At 70.2% G+C, this 17,904-nt stretch carries 17 protein-coding genes; 6 read left to right on the top strand and 11 right to left on the bottom strand.

Features of this window, described 5'->3' with window-relative positions:
- Positions 1–41 precede the first annotated feature (41 nt).
- Entirely contained in the window at positions 42–1,397 is a 1,356-nt protein-coding gene (locus ACFY1E_RS17720) for an FAD-binding protein (RefSeq protein ID WP_389076661.1), read from the bottom strand.
- A 200-nt stretch (positions 1,398–1,597) separates the two neighbouring features.
- On the opposite strand from ACFY1E_RS17720, the gene ACFY1E_RS17715 reads away from it, so the two are divergent.
- Complete coding sequence (locus ACFY1E_RS17715; protein WP_389076660.1) at positions 1,598–2,590, top strand: YihY/virulence factor BrkB family protein; 993 nt, start codon at positions 1,598–1,600, stop codon at positions 2,588–2,590.
- Here the strand turns inward: ACFY1E_RS17715 and ACFY1E_RS17710 are convergent.
- Positions 2,535–3,815 (bottom strand): D-alanyl-D-alanine carboxypeptidase family protein, encoded by a 1,281-nt coding sequence (locus ACFY1E_RS17710; RefSeq protein WP_389076657.1) that lies wholly within the window; start codon positions 3,813–3,815, stop codon positions 2,535–2,537. The genes ACFY1E_RS17715 and ACFY1E_RS17710 overlap by 56 nt on opposite strands.
- 91 nt (positions 3,816–3,906) lie before the next feature.
- On the opposite strand from ACFY1E_RS17710, the gene ACFY1E_RS17705 reads away from it, so the two are divergent.
- From ACFY1E_RS17705 to ACFY1E_RS17690, 4 genes are all read left to right on the top strand, one after another.
- Positions 3,907–4,146, top strand: coding sequence for an SCO4848 family membrane protein (locus ACFY1E_RS17705; RefSeq protein ID WP_099930902.1), 240 nt, complete (start codon positions 3,907–3,909; stop codon positions 4,144–4,146).
- A gap of 51 nt (positions 4,147–4,197) precedes the next feature.
- Positions 4,198–5,439 carry a metallophosphoesterase gene (locus ACFY1E_RS17700; RefSeq protein ID WP_389076654.1) on the top strand — a complete coding sequence of 414 codons (1,242 nt, stop codon included), beginning with the start codon at positions 4,198–4,200 and terminating at the stop codon, positions 5,437–5,439.
- Between the two features lie 185 nt (positions 5,440–5,624).
- Entirely contained in the window at positions 5,625–7,181 is a 1,557-nt protein-coding gene (locus ACFY1E_RS17695; RefSeq protein ID WP_389076653.1) for an ABC transporter substrate-binding protein, read from the top strand.
- A gap of 95 nt (positions 7,182–7,276) precedes the next feature.
- Positions 7,277–7,678 (top strand): ATP-binding protein, encoded by a 402-nt coding sequence (locus ACFY1E_RS17690; protein ID WP_389076652.1) that lies wholly within the window; start codon positions 7,277–7,279, stop codon positions 7,676–7,678.
- Between the two features lie 14 nt (positions 7,679–7,692).
- On the opposite strand, the gene ACFY1E_RS17685 is transcribed toward ACFY1E_RS17690, so the two are convergent.
- Positions 7,693–9,144 carry a sensor histidine kinase gene (locus ACFY1E_RS17685; protein ID WP_389076650.1) on the bottom strand — a complete coding sequence of 484 codons (1,452 nt, stop codon included), beginning with the start codon at positions 9,142–9,144 and terminating at the stop codon, positions 7,693–7,695.
- The gene (locus ACFY1E_RS17680; RefSeq protein WP_115906323.1) at positions 9,141–9,830 is read right to left on the bottom strand and encodes a response regulator transcription factor; all 690 of its coding nucleotides are present in this window, start codon (positions 9,828–9,830) and stop codon (positions 9,141–9,143) included. The genes ACFY1E_RS17685 and ACFY1E_RS17680 overlap by 4 nt, the downstream gene beginning before the upstream one ends.
- A 166-nt stretch (positions 9,831–9,996) precedes the next feature.
- Here ACFY1E_RS17680 and ACFY1E_RS17675 point away from each other — a divergent pair, with 166 nt between their 5' ends.
- Positions 9,997–12,402: an MMPL family transporter gene (locus ACFY1E_RS17675; protein ID WP_389076970.1), complete on the top strand. Its 2,406-nt coding sequence runs from the start codon at positions 9,997–9,999 to the stop codon at positions 12,400–12,402.
- A gap of 14 nt (positions 12,403–12,416) precedes the next feature.
- On the opposite strand, the gene ACFY1E_RS17670 is transcribed toward ACFY1E_RS17675, so the two are convergent.
- The 7 genes from ACFY1E_RS17670 to sdhA form a co-directional block, all read right to left on the bottom strand.
- The gene (locus ACFY1E_RS17670) at positions 12,417–13,151 is read right to left on the bottom strand and encodes a TetR/AcrR family transcriptional regulator (protein ID WP_389076647.1); all 735 of its coding nucleotides are present in this window, start codon (positions 13,149–13,151) and stop codon (positions 12,417–12,419) included.
- A gap of 11 nt (positions 13,152–13,162) precedes the next feature.
- Complete coding sequence (locus ACFY1E_RS17665) at positions 13,163–13,678, bottom strand: thiol-disulfide oxidoreductase DCC family protein (protein ID WP_389076645.1); 516 nt, start codon at positions 13,676–13,678, stop codon at positions 13,163–13,165.
- Entirely contained in the window at positions 13,675–14,070 is a 396-nt protein-coding gene (locus tag ACFY1E_RS17660; protein ID WP_389076642.1) for a hypothetical protein, read from the bottom strand. Before ACFY1E_RS17660 ends, ACFY1E_RS17665 begins: the two co-directional genes overlap by 4 nt.
- 117 nt (positions 14,071–14,187) lie before the next feature.
- Positions 14,188–14,598, bottom strand: coding sequence for a VOC family protein (locus ACFY1E_RS17655; RefSeq protein ID WP_115906321.1), 411 nt, complete (start codon positions 14,596–14,598; stop codon positions 14,188–14,190).
- 102 nt (positions 14,599–14,700) lie between these two features.
- Positions 14,701–15,243 (bottom strand): hypothetical protein, encoded by a 543-nt coding sequence (locus tag ACFY1E_RS17650; RefSeq protein ID WP_389076640.1) that lies wholly within the window; start codon positions 15,241–15,243, stop codon positions 14,701–14,703.
- A gap of 138 nt (positions 15,244–15,381) precedes the next feature.
- Positions 15,382–16,143, bottom strand: a complete 762-nt coding sequence (locus ACFY1E_RS17645; protein WP_389076637.1) for a succinate dehydrogenase iron-sulfur subunit — start codon at positions 16,141–16,143, stop codon at positions 15,382–15,384.
- A complete protein-coding gene (gene sdhA, locus ACFY1E_RS17640) occupies positions 16,143–17,897 on the bottom strand; it encodes a succinate dehydrogenase flavoprotein subunit (RefSeq protein ID WP_351462343.1) in 1,755 nt (584 codons plus the stop codon). The genes ACFY1E_RS17645 and sdhA overlap by 1 nt, the downstream gene beginning before the upstream one ends.
- Positions 17,898–17,904: the final 7 nt, after the last annotated feature.

The raw sequence follows: 17,904 nt of genomic DNA, 5'->3' as shown, positions 1-17,904 counted from the left end.
TCCGGGGGACGAGCCCGGGCCCCCGGTCGAGCAGTGCATCGTCACAGCGCAAGGCGGCGGGACAGGTCGGACGTGAACGTGCCGCGCGGGTCGAGTTCCGTGCGCAGGGACCGGAAGTCGTCGAGGTGCGGGTACATCGCGGCGAGGAGTTCGGGGCGCAGCCGGGAGTCCTTGGCGAGGCAGACGCGGCCGCCGGCCGTGGCGACCTCCTCGTCGAGTTCGTCGAGGAGGTCGCCGAGACCGGGCAGGCCCGCCGGGAGGTCCGCGGCGAGCGTCCAGCCGGGCACGGGGAACGAGAGCCACCCCGGGGCGGCCTCCCCGAAGCGCTTGAGGACGGCCGGGAAGGCCGGGCAGCGCTGCTCGGAGATGCGCCGCACGATCCGGCGCAGGGCGTCCTCCTGGCCGCGTCCGACGACGAACTGGTAGTGCACGAGTCCGCCGCGGCCGTAGATGCGGTTCCAGTGCGGCACGCCGTCCAGCGGCTGGAAGTAGGCGGAGATCCGCTGCAGTCGGCCGGTACGCGCGCGTGGCGCCGCCCGGTACCGGAGCTCGTTGAGGAGGCCCACGGTGGTGCGGCCGAGCAGGCCCTCCGGGAGGAAGGCGGGGACCGGCGGGAACCGCGGGGTGCGGAACGCCAGTGGCGCGCCACGCGCGCGTGCGGGCAGCGCGTCGAGCGGGGCGTGGTCGGCGCGGGTGAGGACCGCGCGTCCGGTCGCCGCGCCGCGGGCCAGCAGGTCGATCCAGGCGACCGAGTAGCGGTGGCGGTGGTCGGTGGCCGTCAGGCGCGCCAGCACGTCGTCGAGATCCGCGGCGCGCTCCGTGTCCACCGACATCAGGGAGGTCTCGACCGGCAGCAGCCGGAGGGTGGCCGTGAGGATCACGCCGGTCAGGCCCATGCCGCCGGTGGTGGCGTCGAACAGGGGAGTGCCCCGGCTCACCGTGCGGACCCCGCCGTCGGCGGTGAGGAGTTCCAGCGACAGGACGTGCCGGGAGAAGGAGCCGGAGACGTGGTGGTTCTGGCCGTGGACGTCCGCACCGATCGCGCCGCCGACCGTCACATGGCGCGTGCCGGGCAGTACCGGCACGAACCAGCCCAGCGGCAGCAGTACCTCCATCAGCCGGTGCAGGGAGACGCCCGCGTCGCACAGCACAGTGCCGCCGTCGGCGTCGATCGCGTGGACGCGGTCCAGGCCCGTCATGTCGAGCACCGCACCGCCTGCGTTCTGCGCCGCATCGCCGTACGCCCGTCCAAGGCCCCTGGGGATGCCGCCGCGGACCCCGCAGCCCCGGACGGCGGCCACGGTCTCCTCGTACGACCGGGGGCGGATCAGACGGGCCGCGGTGGGAGCGGTGCGGCCCCAGCCGGTGACGGTGACCGGAGCGGTGTCGGCGGACATGCCGGTGACCGTATCGCCCCTGTATGACCGGTCAGCAGTGAAACAGGACGCTTATGCCCGGAATGGGGGATTAATGGGATGTCGGCCCCGCAGCGAAATGTGGCGTCCTCGGAGTGCCCGCGCCCGCCGCCGCGCAGCACAATGCCGGGTTTTCGGGGTACTCGCACATTGGTCTTCCACACCTGGGGGAGAGTCTGATCATGGACTGGCTGAAGAAGCTCCCCGTCGTCGGGCCGCTGCTGGCGCGCCTCATGCTCACGCACGCCTGGCGGTCGTTCGAACGACTGGACAGGGTGAAGTGGACCCGGCTGGCCGCCGCGATGACCTTCACCAGCTTCGTCGCACTGTTCCCGCTGCTCACCGTGGCCGCCGCGATCGCCGCGGCCACACTCAGCACGAAACAGCAGAGCGACCTGCAGAACAAGCTCGCCGAGCAGGTGCCCGGCATCTCCGACCAGCTCGACATCCAGAACCTGGTCCAGAACGCCGGCACCATCGGCCTCATCGCGGGCGCCGCCCTGCTGTTCACCGGCATCGGCTGGGCCGGTTCGATGCGCGAGTGCCTGCGCGCGGTGTGGGAGCTGCCCGACGAGGAGGAGAACCCCTTCCTGCGCAAGGCCAAGGACCTGGGCATCCTCGTCGGTCTCGGCGGCGCCGTCCTCGTCACGATCGCCGCCTCCGCCGTCGCCTCCGCGATGGTCGGCTGGATCACCCGGCAGCTCGACATCGACAACGGCGGCTGGGGCGGGGCCCTCCTCCACATCGCCGCGTTCGCCGTCGCCGTGTTCGCCGACTTCCTGCTGCTGCTGTACGTCCTCACGCTGCTGCCCGGCGTCGAACCGCGGCGCCGCCGCCTGATCGTCGCGGCGCTGACCGGCGCCGTCGGCTTCGAACTGCTGAAGACGCTGCTGAGCGGCTATATGCAGGGCGTGGCCGCGAAGAGCATGTACGGCGCGTTCGGCGTGCCCGTGGCCCTGCTGCTGTGGATCAACTTCACGGCGAAGCTGGTCCTGTTCTGCGCCGCGTGGACGGCGACGCCGAGCGAGCAGCACGCCCAGGCTCAGGGGGAGGAGCAGGACGAAAAGGAGGAGCAGGACGAACGGGAGGAACAGGAGGAGCAGGGCGCCGGGGCGGACCTCATGGACGGGACGACCGGCGACGTACCAGATCGGGCAGCGGCCAGCGGCGGTTGACCAGGAACGCGGCCGCCGCGAGCAGCACCAGCACCCCACCGCTTATGGCGAAGGCGACCCCCATGCCGCCGGAGCGGCCCGCGGCCGAGGCGCTCGCCACCGGCGAACCGGACGCCTTGCCGGCGGCCCCGCCCGTCTGGCCCGCCGACTCGTTCCCACCGGACTGCCCGCCCGACTGCGCGGCGCTCTTCGGCGCCACCAGCTCACCCACAGGGCGTACCTTGCCGGCCGCCTGGAAACCCCAGTCGAAGAGCTTGGCGGTCTCCTTGTAGACCTCGTTGTGCTCCTTCCTCTCCGGGTTCATCGCGGTGACGAGGAGCACCCTGCCGTTGCGCTCGGCGACACCGGTGAAGGTCGCGCCGGCGTTCGTCGTGTTGCCGTTCTTGACGCCCGCGATGCCCTGGTAGACGGAGACGTCGGAGTCGCCGGTCAGCAGCCGGTTGGTGTTCTGGATCTCGAAGGACTCGCGGACCGACTTGCCCTTCTTCTCCTTCGTGTCGCCGGGGAAGCTAGCGCGCACCGTCGAGCAGTACTCGCGGAAGTCCTTCTTCTGCAGCCCGGAGCGGGCGAACAAGGTCAGGTCGTACGCGGAGGAGACCTGCCCCGGTGCGTCGTAGCCGTCCGGCGTGACCACGTGGGTGTCGAGGGCCTGGAGCTCCTCGGCGTGCTCGTTCATCTCCGAGACGGTGGTCTCGACTCCGCCGTTCATCGCCGACAGCACGTGCACCGCGTCGTTGCCCGAGCGCAGGAAGACACCGAGCCACAGGTCGCGCACGGTGTACGTCTCGCCCTCCTTTATCCCGACCATGCTGGAACCGGCACCCATGCCCGCCAGGTCGGAGGGCACCACCTCGTGCTCCTGGGTCCTGGGGAACTTCGGCAGCACCGTGTCCGCGAACAGCATCTTCATCGTGCTGGCCGGGGGCAGCCGCCAGTGCGCGTTGTGCGCGGCGAGCACCTCGCCCGACTCGGCGTCGGCGACGATCCACGAGCGCGCGGTGATGTCCTTGGGGAGCACGGGCGCGCCGCTGCCCAGATCGACCTGTGTGCCCGGCTGCCCCAGACGGGCGCCACCCACGGACGACATCTCCGCGGGGGGAGTGGCCGTCGGACTCGGCGAGGGCTTCGGGGCAGCGAAGGCGACGGGCGCGGTCAGCGCGATCGAGGACAGGACGGCGGAGGTGACCAGCAGGGATCGCCTGAGGGTCTTCTGGGGAGCGGACACGGACGAGAAAGTACATGGCACGGGCCGTGAAGTCCCGCCTCCCACCCCACCCCGGACACGGAACGAAGGAGGCGGCGGCGATACTGAACGCATGAAGCTCAGCCGCCCGGTCTCCTGGTTCCTGCTCGCCTTCGGGGTGTGGTCCTGGGTCATCTGGGTCACTTTCGTTAAAAATCTCATCAAGGACGGCAGCGGGCTCGCGTTCGACGACGGTCACCCGACGGCGTACTTCTGGGTGCATCTGACGCTCGCCGTCGTCTCCTTCGTATTGGGGACGGTCATCGGGGTCATCGGGTTGCGCGGACTGCGCGCTTTGCGCCAGACCTCATAACGGCGGACAAATACACACAAACGGCAGAACCGGCAACGGGGGTCAGGCACGATGGTCATCGTCTTCGCGCTGCTCGCGCTGTCGGCGTTCGCCGTTCTCGTGGCCGGCAACTGGTACCTGTGGCGCCGTCTGTTCCGCGACACGACCCGGGGTCCGGGCCTCGCGCGCCGCGCGGGTGCGGCGGGAATCGCGGCCGGCTGGGTGCTGGCGGCCGGAGCGGTCGTCGGCGAGCGCGCGGGCTGGCCCTTCTGGCTCCAGCAGGTCCTGGCCTGGCCGGGCTTCCTCTGGCTGGCGCTGTCGATCTATCTGTTGCTGGCCGTCGTGGCGGGCGAGGTGGTACGGCCCCTGCTGCGCCGCCTGCTGGAACGGCGGGCGCGCGCCACGGCGGCCGTACCGCAGGCACAGCCGGTACCGGCGGGATCCGTACCCCCGAAGACGCCGGAGGCCGAGCCCGGACCGGCGCCGGTCAAGGAGCCTTCGCGCCGCCTCTTCGTCTCCCGTGTCGTCGCAGGAGCCGCGGCCGTTGCCGCCGTGGGAACGGTCGGCTACGGCACGTACGGCGTGCTGCGCGGCCCCCGTGTGAAGCGCGTCACCGTGCCGCTGGCCAAACTCCCGCGCGCGGCCCACGGTTACCGCATCGCCGTGGTCAGCGACATCCACCTGGGCCCGATCCTCGGCCGCGGCTTCGCGCAGCAGGTCGTCGACACGGTCAACGCCACCCAGCCGGACATCGTCGCGGTCGTCGGCGACCTGGTGGACGGCAGCGTGAAGAACCTGGGGCCGGCGGCGGCACCGCTGTCGCAGCTGAAGGCGCCCTCCTACTTCGTCACCGGCAACCACGAGTACTTCTCCGGCGCGAAACAGTGGGTCGAGGAGGTACGGCGGCTCGGGCTGCGCCCGCTGGAGAATTCCCGCACCGAGCTGCCCTGGTTCGATCTCGCCGGAGTCAACGACATCGCGGGCGAGAGCGAGGGCCAGGGCCCCGACTTCACCAAGGCGCTCGGCGACCGGGACACGGCACGCGCGTGCGTGCTCCTCGCCCACCAGCCGGTCCAGATCCACGACGCCGTCAAGCACGGCGTCGACCTCCAGCTCTCCGGCCACACCCATGGCGGCCAGCTCTGGCCCGGCAACTTCGTCGCGGCCGCCGCGAACCCGACCGTCGCGGGCCTGGAGCGCTACGGCGACACACAGCTCTACGTCAGCCGGGGCGCGGGCGCCTGGGGGCCGCCCACGCGCGTGGGCGCACCGTCGGACATCACTGTGATCGAACTGGCATCGACACGGGCCTGACCGAAACCGTACGCAGCACACCCTGTGAGAGCGCTGTGAAACCTCCCCGAAACCCCTTGCGGTAATGGCTTTCTCAACTCGAGAAATCCCTCTTCCCCCGGCTGAAAAACCTGTGATTAGGTGAGCCGCGCCACTAGGGGAGTGGCATGTGGGGTGGGGCCCGTCGGGCCCGGGGAGGGCAACCGATGCGCTCGGTTCGCATGCGGATTCTCGCGACACTGCTGGTACTGGCGGGCGTGGGGGTCGGCGGCTGGCAGCTGCTGCCGTCGCAGGAGAACACCGACAGGACCATCGAGGTCGGCACGACGGACGAGGTCACCTCGCTCGATCCGGCCGGCGCCTACGACGCGGGGTCCTGGGCCTTGTTCAGCAACGTTTTCCAGTCACTGCTGACCTTCGAGCCGGGTGGCGCCTCACCGGTGCCCGACGCCGCCCGGAGCTGCGACTTCGTCGGCAGTCAACTGACCACCTACCGCTGCACGCTGCGCACGGGACTCGCCTTCCCCAGCGGCCGCACGATGACCGCCGAGGACGTCAAGTACTCCTTCGACCGGGTCAAGGCGATCAAGTCCGACGTCGGCCCGTCCTCGCTGCTGAGCACGCTCCGCTCGGTCGACGCGAACGGCCTGACGGTCACCTTCCATCTGTCCTCGCCCGACGCCACGTTCCCGTTCAAGGTGGCCACCGGGGCGGGCTCGATCGTCGACAGCCACACGTACCCGAAGAACCACCTGCGCACCGACCCCGGCGCCGACGGCACCGGACCGTACGAGCTGGCGTCGTACACAAAGGGCAAGAAGGCGGCTCTCACGCCGAACACGCACTACCGGGGTGCCGTCCAGAAGACGGGCCGGCCCGTCGACCTGATCTACTACGTCGACTCGGACGCCCTCGACAAGGCCTGGAACGCGAAAAAGGTCGACGTCGCCACCCGCCAGCTGCCGCCCAAGGTCCTGTCCCGGCTCTCGGCGAGCGACCCCAACCAGCGCCTGGCCGAGTCCGACAGTGCCGAGACCCGCAACCTCTACCTCAACACCCGTGCGAACGCGCCCCTGCACGATCCCAGGGTCCGGCAGGCCATGGCATGGCTGATCGACCGCGAGGAGCTGGCCGCCACGGTGTACCAGGGGACCGTCGACCCGCTGTACTCGCTGATCCCGACGGGCATCACCGGCCACACCACCTCGTTCTTCGACGCCTACCCGAAGCAGGATGCGCAGAAGGCGAGGACCCTGCTCACCGAGGCCGGTGTGACGACGCCGGTCCGCTTCACCTACGGCTACGGCAAGGGCCGCGGCTCCGCCGAGCAGGAGGCCGAGACCATCAAGAAGCAACTGGAGTCGAGCGGCCTGTTCAAGGTGACCCTGAAGGGCTACGAGTGGTCCGACTTCCAGAAGCGCTGGGCCACCGGCAAGCTGGACGCGTACGCCGTCGGCTGGGTCGCCGACTACCCGGACCCGGACACCTTCGGCGCCCCGCTCGTCGGCACCAACGGAACCATGAGCACCGGCTACGGCAACAAGGCCGTCGATCAGCTCATCGAGGCCAGCCAGCGGTACGCCGACCGCGGCGACGCCGCCTCCGACTTCGTCACGCTGCAGCGGGACGTCGCCCACGACGTGCCGGTCATCCCGCTGTGGCAGGGCAAGGAGTACGTGCTCAGCACCGAGGACGTCGGCGGCAGCCAGTATCTCGACGACGGCACCGGTGTGTTCCGGCTCTGGAGCCTGGGCTGGATCTGACGCTTCTCGCGGCGTTGACATTCGCCCCAGTGACGTCGGACGCTCACCTGACGCGGGACCATGTGGCGGAGGTGTGCGCGGGGTGAGGAGCAAACGTGTTGAGGCGCAACTCGTTCCGGCTGCCCCGGCATCCGGCGTCCGTCGGTCTGGCCCGGCGCCGGGTGCGGGACCATCTGGCCGACTGGGGGCACGGTCCGGACGATCCGGCGCTGGCGGACGCGGTGCTGCTGGTGTCCGAGCTGGCGACCAACGTCGTACGCCACGGTCCGCTCCTGGAGCGCGAGTTCGAGGTGGCGGTGACCGCGCTCGCCGACGGCTCCTGTCTCATAGAGGTCTCCGACGAGGGCCGGCTGGAGCCCCGGTTACGGCTGGTCGGCGAGGGGGACGAGAGCGGCCGGGGCCTGCATCTGGTGGAGACCGTCGCGGCGGCCTGGGGGGTGTGGAGCAGAGGGCACCACGGCAAGACGGTGTGGGCCCTCGTCATGGTGCACACCTGAGCGCCGCCCGGTAGTCACGGCCGTACCGCCGTCCGGGACGGCAGGGTGACCGTCGCCCGCAAGCCCTCGCCCGGCGCCGTCTCCACCGTCACCTCACCGCCGTGCGCCTCCACCACCCCCTGCACGATCGCCAGGCCCAGCCCGCTGCCCGCGCCGCCGCCGGCCCGGAAGAAGCGGTCGAAGACCCGCGCCGCGTCCTGTGCGCACAGCCCCGGACCCTCGTCCGCGACACACAGCCGCACTACCCCGTCCTCGCGCTCCACCCCGAGCCGCACCGCCACGTCCGCGGGCGTGTGCGTGCGTACGTTGCCCACCAGATTGCCCAGTATCTGCCGCAGCCCCGACTCGTCGGCGTGCACCAGTACGGCGCCGTCGGCAGCGACCTTGATCGGCCGCTCCGGCTGCTGCACCCTCAGGTCCTCGGCCGCGTCCCGCACCAGACGGCTCACGTCGACGTTCCGGAAGCGCAGCTCGGGCTGCTGGTCGAGGCGGGCCAGGGTGAGCAGTTCGTCGACGAGCCGCCCCATGCGGTCCGTCTCCGCCAGCACCCGCGCCCAGGCCCGCTTTCGCTCGTCCGGATCGCTGAGCATGCCCTTGTCGTACAGCTGGAGATAGCCCCGTATCGCGGACAGCGGGGTGCGCAGTTCGTGCGAGGCGTCGGCGACGAAGCGGCGCAGCTGGGCCGCGCTGTCCTCGCGCGTGCGGTACGCCGACTCGACCTGGTGGAGCATGGAGTTGAGGGCGAGCCGCAGCTGTTCGACCTCCTCGGTCGGATGGTGGCTGGAGGGCACGCGCCGGGTCAGGTCGCCCTCGGCTATCGCCGTCGACGTCTCCACCATGTCCTCCAGCGGCCGCATCCGGCGGCTGACGCTCATCATCGTGAGCCAGGCCAGCAGCACCAGAAGCAGTGAACCGATGGCGAGGTCCAGCTTGAGGGCCTTGAGCATGCCGTGGTGCAGGGCGTCGGTGGAGGTGGCGAACAGGATGTACGTGCCGTCGGCGAGGCGGGTCGCGGTGGCGCGGTAGCGGGCGCCGTGCACGCTGATGTCGTGCGGGTCGGCGGCCGCGGCGAGGGCACGGGGATCGTCCACCGCGCTCGCGAGGGCGCGCTGGGTGTCCGTCGGGGCGAAGCGGGCCAGGGAGAGGGGCTTCCCGTGCGCGTCGACGGCGGTGAGGATCGAGTCGGGCCGGGCCTGCTCATTGTCGTGCTGCGGCAGGAACCGGTCGCGGACGATCGCCAGCGCGCCCAGCGCGTCGATCTGGTCCATCGTGAGCGAACCGCCCAGCGACTGCCGGGTCTTGTTCAGTTCGGCGTCCACCTGGTTCAGCAGGTAGTACCGCATGCCCATCAGGCTGACCGCGGTCGCCGCGACGATGCCGAGGGCCAGCAGCGCGACGTTCGCCAGAGTCAGCTTGGCGCGCAGCGAATGGATGCCGCGCTCGCAGTGCGGCCACCGGATCCTCATGCCAGCCCGTATCCCACACCGCGCCGAGTGGTGATCACCGGCGGTCCGAGCGCGTCCAGCTTGCGCCGCAGATAGCTGATGTAGGTCTCCACGACGGTCGACTCCGGCGGTGTGTGCTCGTACTGCCAGACATGGCGCAGGAGTTGCTCCTTGGGCACGATCCGGCCGCCGTTGCGCACCAGGAAGCGCAGCAGGGCGTACTCGGTGGGGGTGAGCTCGACGGAGCGGCCCGCGCGGTGGACGCTGTACGTCGTCTCGTCCAGCTCCAGGTCGCCGTAGCGCAGCGGGGGCCGCTGCGGCAGGACGTCGGCCGTGCGGGTGCGCCGCAGCACCGCGGTGATACGGGCGACGACCTCGTCGATGTTGAACGGCTTGGTGATGTAGTCGTCGCCGAAGCCCAGGGCGCCGACGATCTCGGCGGGCGAGTCCCGCGCGGTGAGGAAGACCAGCGCCAGGTCGGGCCGCCTGGCGCGCAGTTCGCGCCCCAGCGCCCGCCCGTCCCCGTCCGGGAGCATGACGTCGAGCAGCGCCGCGTCGGGCCGGGTGCGCTCGGCGAGCGCGAGGGCCTCGCGGACGGTGCCCGCGACCATCACCTCGAACCGGTGGTAGCGCAGGGCGATGGCGAGGACGTCCGCGATGCTCGGCTCGTCCTCCACCACCAGCACGGTGCCTGGAGCCGTCGTCATGCCCCCAGTATCGGGTGGACCACTGACAGCGGGGCCGAATCCGTCTTTGGAGTTCCTTGAGAGTCGAGGGCATCTCGTGTCCACGCGCGAGTCGCACCGCCAATCCTGTTGCGCAGGACCTGGGGGACCAACCGACGAGCGCGAAGGAGCTTTGATCGTGGCGGCATTGGCACGGTGGTGCTATCGGCACCGGCTGGTGGTCCTGTTGCTGTGGGTGGGGGCGTTGTTCGGCCTGGGCTTCTCGGCCTCGACGGCGGGCACGAACTACGCGAACGTCTTCTCCCTCCCGGACACGGACTCCAAGAGCGCGTACGACCTGATGGAGAAGGCCTTCCCGAACACCTCGGGCGACACCGACACGGTGGTGTGGAAGGTCGACCAGGGCTCGGTGAAGGACCAGGCGGTCCGGTCCCGGATCACGCCCGCTCTCGACAAGATCGCGAAGCTGCCGGGCGTCGGCGCGGTCACCAGCCCGTACGCCGGACCTCGTGGCGCCGCCCAGATCAGCAGTGACGGGAAGATCGCGTATGCCCAGCTGACCTTCGCCAAGCGCGCGAACGAGGTGCCCAAGGACCTCGTCCAGAACGTCCTCGACACCGCACAGGGCGCCAGGAAGAGCGGTCTGCACGTCGAGTTGGGCGGCCAGGCCATCCAGCGCGTCCAGCAGCCGCCGCAGGGCCTGTCCGAGATGGTCGGCATCATCGCCGCGGCCGTCGTGCTGTTCCTCGCCTTCGGCTCGTTCTTCGCGATGATGCTGCCGATCGCCATCGCGGTCTTCGGCGTCGGCATGGGCCTGTTCTCCACCCAGCTGCTGAGCCACACCACCGACATCCCCGACATCGCCCCGCTGCTCGCCTCCCTGATCGGCCTCGGTGTCGGCATCGACTACGCCCTGTTCATCGTGACCCGGCACCGGCGCGGCATCCTGCGCGGCCTGGACCCCGAGGAGTCGGCGGTCACGGCGCTCAACACCTCGGGCCGGGCGGTGCTGTTCGCGGGCGGTACGGTCTGCATCGCGCTCGCCGGCATGCTCGTGACGCGACTGCGCTTCCTGGACGGCGTGGTCATCGGCACCTCGCTGACGGTCGTGCTCAGCGTCATGGCCGCCACCACCCTGCTCCCGGCCCTGCTCGGCTTCCTGGGCCCGCGGGTCCTCAGCCGCCGTCAGCGCCGCAGGCTCGCCGCCGACGGCCCCGAGCCGGAGCGGGCGAGCGGCCTCGCGGCCCGCTGGTCGACCAATGTCGAGAAGCGCCCCCGCAGGATCGCCGCCCTCGCCCTGGTCGTCATGGCCGTCCTCGCCGTCCCCGTCCTGTCGCTCCGCCTCGGCGCCACCGACCAGGGCAACGACGACGCGTCGACGACCACCAGGAAGGCGTACGACCTGCTCGCCGAGGGCTTCGGCCCCGGCTTCAACGGCCCGCTCCAGGTGGTCACCCAGGGCGGCGACACCGCCACCCTGGTCAAGGGCATCGAAACCACCCCCGGCGTGGCCCGCGTGGCCGCCCTGCCGCCCGCGCAGGGCGTGACGGTCATCCAGGTCGTACCGAAGACGTCACCGCAGTCCAAGGAGACGGACGACCTGATCGACAGGCTGCGGGGCGAGGTGATCCCGAAGGCCGGAGCGAACGCCCACGTCGGCGGCGTGACCGCGGTCTCGAAGGACTTCGCCTCCGTCACCGGCGACCGGCTGCCGCTGTTCATCGCGACGATCATCGGCCTCGGCTTCCTGCTGCTGCTGATCGCCTTCCGCTCCCTGGTGGTGCCGCTGACGGCCGCCCTGATGAACCTGATCGCCGCGGCCTCCTCCTTCGGCGTCCTCGTCGCGGTCTTCCAGTGGGGCTGGGGCCTGGACCTGCTGGGCCTCGGCAAGGAGGGCCCGATCAACGCCTTCCTGCCGGTCATCATGCTGTCCCTGCTGTTCGGCCTCTCGATGGACTACCAGGTCTTCCTGGTGAGCCGGATGCACGAGGAATGGGTGCACACCCGCGACAACGCCCGCGCGGTGCGTGTCGGCCTGGCGGAGACCAGCCGGGTCATCAACTCCGCGGCCCTGATCATGGTCTGCGTGTTCCTGGCCTTCGTGCTGAGCGGAGACTCGGGAGCGGCGATGGCGGGCGTCGGCCTGGCCGCCGCGGTGGCCCTGGACGCGTTCGTCCTGCGCACGGCACTGGTGCCGGCCGCGATGCATCTGCTGGGCAACTCCAACTGGTGGCTGCCCGCCTGGCTGGAGAAGCGGCTTCCGCACCTGGCGGTGGAGCCGGGCGAAGAGGCGGTCGAGGATCCGGCCGCGGGCGGCCCGGCCTCGGCGGTCCACGGCTTCATCCGCAGCGCCGACGGCGAACCGGTGGACGGCGCCTCCGTGACGCTGATGTCGAAGGGCGGACGCCAACTGGACCGGGTGAGGTCACTGGCGGACGGCTCGTACATCCTGTCGGTGCCTGGCCCGGGGACGTATCTGCTGGCCACGAGCGCGACCTCGTACGGCTCACGGGCGGCACAGGTCGTGGTGACGGACGGTCCGCTGGTGTACGACGTGGAGCTGGCGGAGGGGGAGGTGGACGCGGTGAACTGACCGCGTCCCGCGCCTCAGGACGACTTGCCGGGGGGCGGCAGCACCTTCGTCATCCCCGGCAGGAAGTCCGTGAACAGCTCGTGCACCTCCCGCACCAGCGGCCGCAGCACCCGGAACCGCGCCAGCGACACACCGCGGGCCGTCAGCCGCGCGCCCCGCTCGGCCAGCCGGTAGCTCCGCTCCCGCCCCTCGGTCCGGTCGAAGATCCAGTACAGGACGAGACCCATCTGGGAGAGCCACATCAACTCGGGCAGCACGTCCCGCAGTTCCTCCGGGACCTTCGTCTTGGTCGCGCCGGCCAGCACCTCACGGTGGACGGAAATCGCCTCCAGACGCGCGTGCTCCGACTCCTCGGAGAACGGGCTGAGCGGGCTGTCCGGGTCGGCTGCGTTCTTGAAGAACTGCACCGCGAACTCGTGGTACGGCGTGGCGATGTCCAGCCACACCTTCAGGACGCCTGCGAGCCGCGCCTCCAGATCGGTCTCCCGGTCCAGGACCTCCCGGATCGCCACCCGGTGCTCGGCGGCGAGCCGGTCGTAGAAGCCCTGGATCAGATGTTCCTTGCCGGCGAAGTAGTAGTACGCGTTGCCGACGGAGACCCCGGCCTCCTGGGCGATGGCCCGCATCGTCGTCTTCTCGTAGCCGCGCTCCTGGAACAGCCGCATGGCGGTCTCCAGGATCAGCGCACGGGTCTGCTCGGACTTGCTGGGGTTGCCGCCCTCGTCGGGGCCGTCGTTCTTCGCAGGCACGGAAACAGAGCCTACGGGGTGACACAGGAGCCGCCGTCGCAGCCCGGTGCGCTGTACGTCCAGCCCTGGCTCGGGTGGTACGCCCACCCGTCGGCTCGGCGGTACACCTGCCCGCCCCACTGCTGCCCGCCGCCCTGTTTCCCGCCCCACATCGAGCCCCGCCACTTCGCGGCCGCGAGGACCGCCCCTCGGGCGAGCCTCGCCCCCGACGGGGTGCTGAGCCGGTGGGCGAGCGGCCGGTGCTCGCGCAGCGCCCACAGGGTGACGATCCAGGCGGCGGCGGACCGGTAGACCTGGCCTGCGTCGCCGACGACGGTGATCTCGTCGAGGGTGGCGCCGTGGTCGAGGCCGGGGAAGCGCCGCCGGGCCTCGTCCGAAGCCGCTGGCACCAGCTCCAGCGGCACCAGCTGCGGCTGCCGTACGAGCCAGTCGCGCAGGAAGGTGCAGAGCGCGCACTCGGCGTCGTACAGGACGGTGAGCCGGCGGACCGGGACCCGGTCCGCCTTCGTGGCGCTCACCTCGCTCACGCCCCGACCCAGTCCTGCGGCGCGACCGGCGGCACCTGCTCCCGCTCCAGCATCCCGCGCCGCCGGATCTTGTTGAGCACGTACACGTTGCCGAGGTGCATCACACCGAGCACCAGCAGCACCACGCCCAGCTTGGTCGACAGGGCCTCGAAGATCCCCCGGGTGTCCTCGATGGTCTGGTCGCCGCTCAGGTACAGGGCGACGAAGCCGAGGTTGACGAGGTAGAAGCCGACCACCAGGAGGTGGTTGACGGCCTCGGCGAGCTTCTCGTTGCCCCTCAGCACGTCGGCGAGGAAGATCCGCCCGTTGCGGCTGAGCGTGCGGGCCACCCAGATGGTCAGTGCGATGCTGACCAGCAGGTAGATGACGTAGGCGATGACCGTGCGGTCCATGCCCCACCCCTTCTTGAACGCGTTCAAAACGCTGACAGGGATGACTGTAGACCTGTTTTTGAACACGTTCAAGCCGGATGGGGCATCGCGGAGGCGGCATCGCGTACGGGGCGGGCCTCAGGGCCGGCGGCCGAGCTCCGGGCGCTTGCTGTAGTCGGTGAACCCGATGACGTTGCCCCACGGGTCGGCGATCTCCGCGGTCCAGCCGGTGGCGACGGAGAAGGGGTCGTCGAGGAGCGGGATGCCCGCCGCGGCGAGGGAGTCGGCCGCCTTCCGCGCGTCGGCCACCTCGATCCACACGCGGGGCGAGGGCCACGGCGGCGACCGGTGCCCCAGTTCCTCCTCCTGCCGCAGCAGGATCCCCGGTGTCTCGCCCCCGACCTTCAGCAGGGCGATCCCGGCCTCGTCGAACCGGAAGCCCACCGTGAACCCGGCGCGCCGGTAGAAGTCGACCGCCACGGAGAGGTCCCCGACGGGCAGCAGCACGTTGTCGAATCCGAGCAGTTCGTAAGACTGGTCATCTGACATACCGTCAGAATAGGAGCGGGGTGCGCGCCCCGCCGGGACCGGCCGTGCGGGGTCACTCGCCCGGGCGAGCAGCCGGCAGCCCGGCGTACGAAAAGGGTCGGATCACATGCTGCTCAGCGAGCGGGCGTAGTTGATCTGCCCCATGACCTGGGCGAAGTACTGCGGGCCGAAGGCCGGGATCATCGTCGAGTGGTGTCGTCCCGCGCTCGTCACGGTGACCTGGATGTACCCGGTGGTCTTCTTCTCCTTCATCAGCAGGAAGAGCAGGCCGAGGAGGCAGAAGACGAAGAAGACGATCGCGAGCACGATGGCGTGCGCCGGGATCTTCTCCTCGGTGTGCGACAGGTCGGTGGCGTTCCACACCGCGCCGCGCAGCGGGAGGTTGCCGGCGGGCGTGATGATCTGGTCGCCCATCACCGTGATGTCCCCGATGGACAGGAGCGGGGCACCGCCCACGGGGGCGGGGCCGGCCGACTGCTGGGGGAACCCGTGGGGCGGTGGGGCCGGCTGCTGTGGATAGCCGTACGCCGGGCCGGGGTTGGGGTATCCGTAGCCGGGTGGCGGGGTCGTGGGAGGCTGCGCCGGCGGCGGGGTGCCCGGGCCCCACTGGCCCGTTCCGCCGCCGTACGGATTCTGCTCGGTCACGCTGTCGTCCCCCGTTTTCCGCGCCGTGAACCAGCCCTTGCAAGCGGGCTGTTGGAGCAACGACTCATATTGCCAGCAGGGCCGTTCCCCCCGCCACCGGGAGGAACGGCCCTGGCACTGCCTGTCTGTGACGAAACGTCAGAAGCGACGCGTGATCAGCGCCCGCTTCACTTCCTGGATCGCCTTCGTGACCTCGATACCGCGCGGGCAGGCGTCCGTGCAGTTGAAGGTCGTGCGGCAGCGCCACACGCCGTCACGGTCGTTGAGGATCTCCAGGCGCTGCTCGCCGGCCTCGTCACGCGAGTCGAAGATGAAGCGGTGCGCGTTGACGATGGCGGCCGGACCGAAGTACTGGCCGTCGTTCCAGAAGACCGGGCAGGACGAGGTGCACGCGGCGCACAGGATGCACTTCGTGGTGTCGTCGAAGCGCTCACGGTCCTCGGCGCTCTGCAGCCGCTCACGCGTGGGCTCGTTCGTGTCCTTCGTGATGAGGAAGGGCATGACGTCCCGGTACGCCTGGAAGAACGGCTCCATGTCGACCACGAGGTCCTTCAGGACCGTCAGGCCCTTGATGGGCTCGACCGTGATCGGCTTCTCGGGGTTGATGTCCTTGATGAGGGTCTTGCAGGCAAGACGGTTCTTGCCGTTGATCCTCATCGCGTCCGAGCCGCAGATGCCGTGGGCGCAGGAGCGGCGGAAGGTCAGCGTGCCGTCGACGTCCCACTTGATCTTGTGGAGGCCGTCGAGGACGCGCTCCTTGGGGTCGATCTCCAGCTGGAAGTCTTCCCAGGTCGCCTCGGCCGAGACCTCCGGGTTGAACCGGCGGACGCGGAAGGTGACGGTGATGTAGGGGGAGGCGGCGGACTCCGCCTCCACCTTGTCCATGACAGGGGTAGCCATCAGTACTTACGCTCCATCGGCTGGTAGCGGGTCTGGACGACCGGCTTGTAGTCGAGACGGATGGACTCGGTGCCGTCGTCGCCCACCTCGCGGTACGCCATGGTGTGGCGCATGAAGTTGACGTCGTCGCGGTTCGGGTAGTCCTCGCGGTAGTGACCGCCGCGGGACTCCTTGCGGGCCAGCGCCGACACCGCCATGACCTCGGCCAGGTCGAGCAGGTTGCCCAGCTCGACGGCCTCCAGCAGGTCGGTGTTGAACCGCTTGCCCTTGTCCTGGATCGCGACGTTCTTGTAGCGCTCGCGCAGCTCGGCGATCTTCTCGACCGCCGTCTTGATCGTCTGCTCGGTGCGGAACACCATGACGTTCGCGTCCATGGTCTCCTGCAGCTCGCGGCGCAGGACGGACACACGCTCGGTGCCGGTGGACGTACGCAGCCGCTCGATCTGCGACACGACCAGCTCCGCCGGGTTCTCCGGGAGCTCGACGAAGTCCGCCTTCTGGCTGTACTCCGCCGCCGCGATGCCGGCCCGGCGGCCGAACACGTTGATGTCGAGCAGCGAGTTGGTGCCGAGGCGGTTGGCGCCGTGCACCGACACACAGGCGACCTCACCGGCCGCGTACAGGCCCGGGACGACCGTCGTGTTGTCGCTGAGGACCTCACCCTCGACGTTCGTCGGGATGCCGCCCATCGCGTAGTGCGCGGTCGGCTGGATCGGGATGGGGTCCGTGTACGGCTCGATGCCCAGGTAGGTACGGGCGAACTCGGTGATGTCGGGCAGCTTGGCGTCCAGCTGCTCCGGCGGGAGGTGCGTGAGGTCCAGGTACACGTGGTCGCCCTCGGGACCGCAGCCGCGGCCCTCGCGGATCTCCGTGTAGATGGAGCGGGAGACGACGTCACGGGACGCGAGGTCCTTCATGACCGGCGCGTACTTCTCCATGAAGCGCTCGCCGTCCTTGTTGCGGAGGATGCCGCCCTCACCACGGGCGCCCTCCGTCAGCAGGATGCCCATGCGCCAGATGCCGGTCGGGTGGAACTGGAAGAACTCCATGTCCTCCAGCGGCAGCCCCCGGCGGTAGACCGCGGCCTGGCCGTCACCGGTCAGCGTGTGCGCGTTCGACGTCACCTTGAAGAACTTGCCGCAGCCGCCGGACGCGTAGATCACGGCCTTCGCCTGGAAGACGTGGATCTCGCCGGTCGCCAGCTCGTACGCGACGACACCGGCCGACTTCTTGACGCCGTCGACCTCGGTGATCAGCTGGTCGAGGACGTAGAACTCGTTGAAGAACTCCACGCCCTCCTTCACGCAGTTCTGGTAAAGCGTCTGGAGGATCATGTGGCCGGTGCGGTCGGCCGCGTAGCAGGACCGGCGGACCGGGGCCTCGCCGTGGTTGCGGCTGTGACCGCCGAAGCGGCGCTGGTCGATCGTGCCGTTCGGGGTGCGGTTGAACGGCAGGCCCATCTTCTCCAGGTCGAGGACCGAGTCGATGGCCTCCTTCGCCAGGATCTCGGCGGCGTCCTGGTCGACCAGGTAGTCACCGCCCTTGACCGTGTCGAAGGTGTGCCACTCCCAGTTGTCCTCCTCCACGTTGGCCAGCGCGGCGGCCATGCCGCCCTGCGCGGCGCCCGTGTGGGAGCGGGTGGGGTAGAGCTTGGTCAGCACGGCGGTGCGGCTGCGCTTGGTGGACTCGATGGCCGCGCGCATGCCCGCGCCACCGGCGCCGACGATGACGGTGTCGTACTTGTGGATCTTCATGGTGGTT

It is taken from the genome of Streptomyces sp. NPDC001604, from assembly GCF_042893475.1.
In the GTDB taxonomy this organism is placed as follows: domain Bacteria; phylum Actinomycetota; class Actinomycetes; order Streptomycetales; family Streptomycetaceae; genus Streptomyces.
Note: the sequence above shows the minus strand (reverse complement) of the source record. Positions and strands in the feature narration are given on the sequence as shown.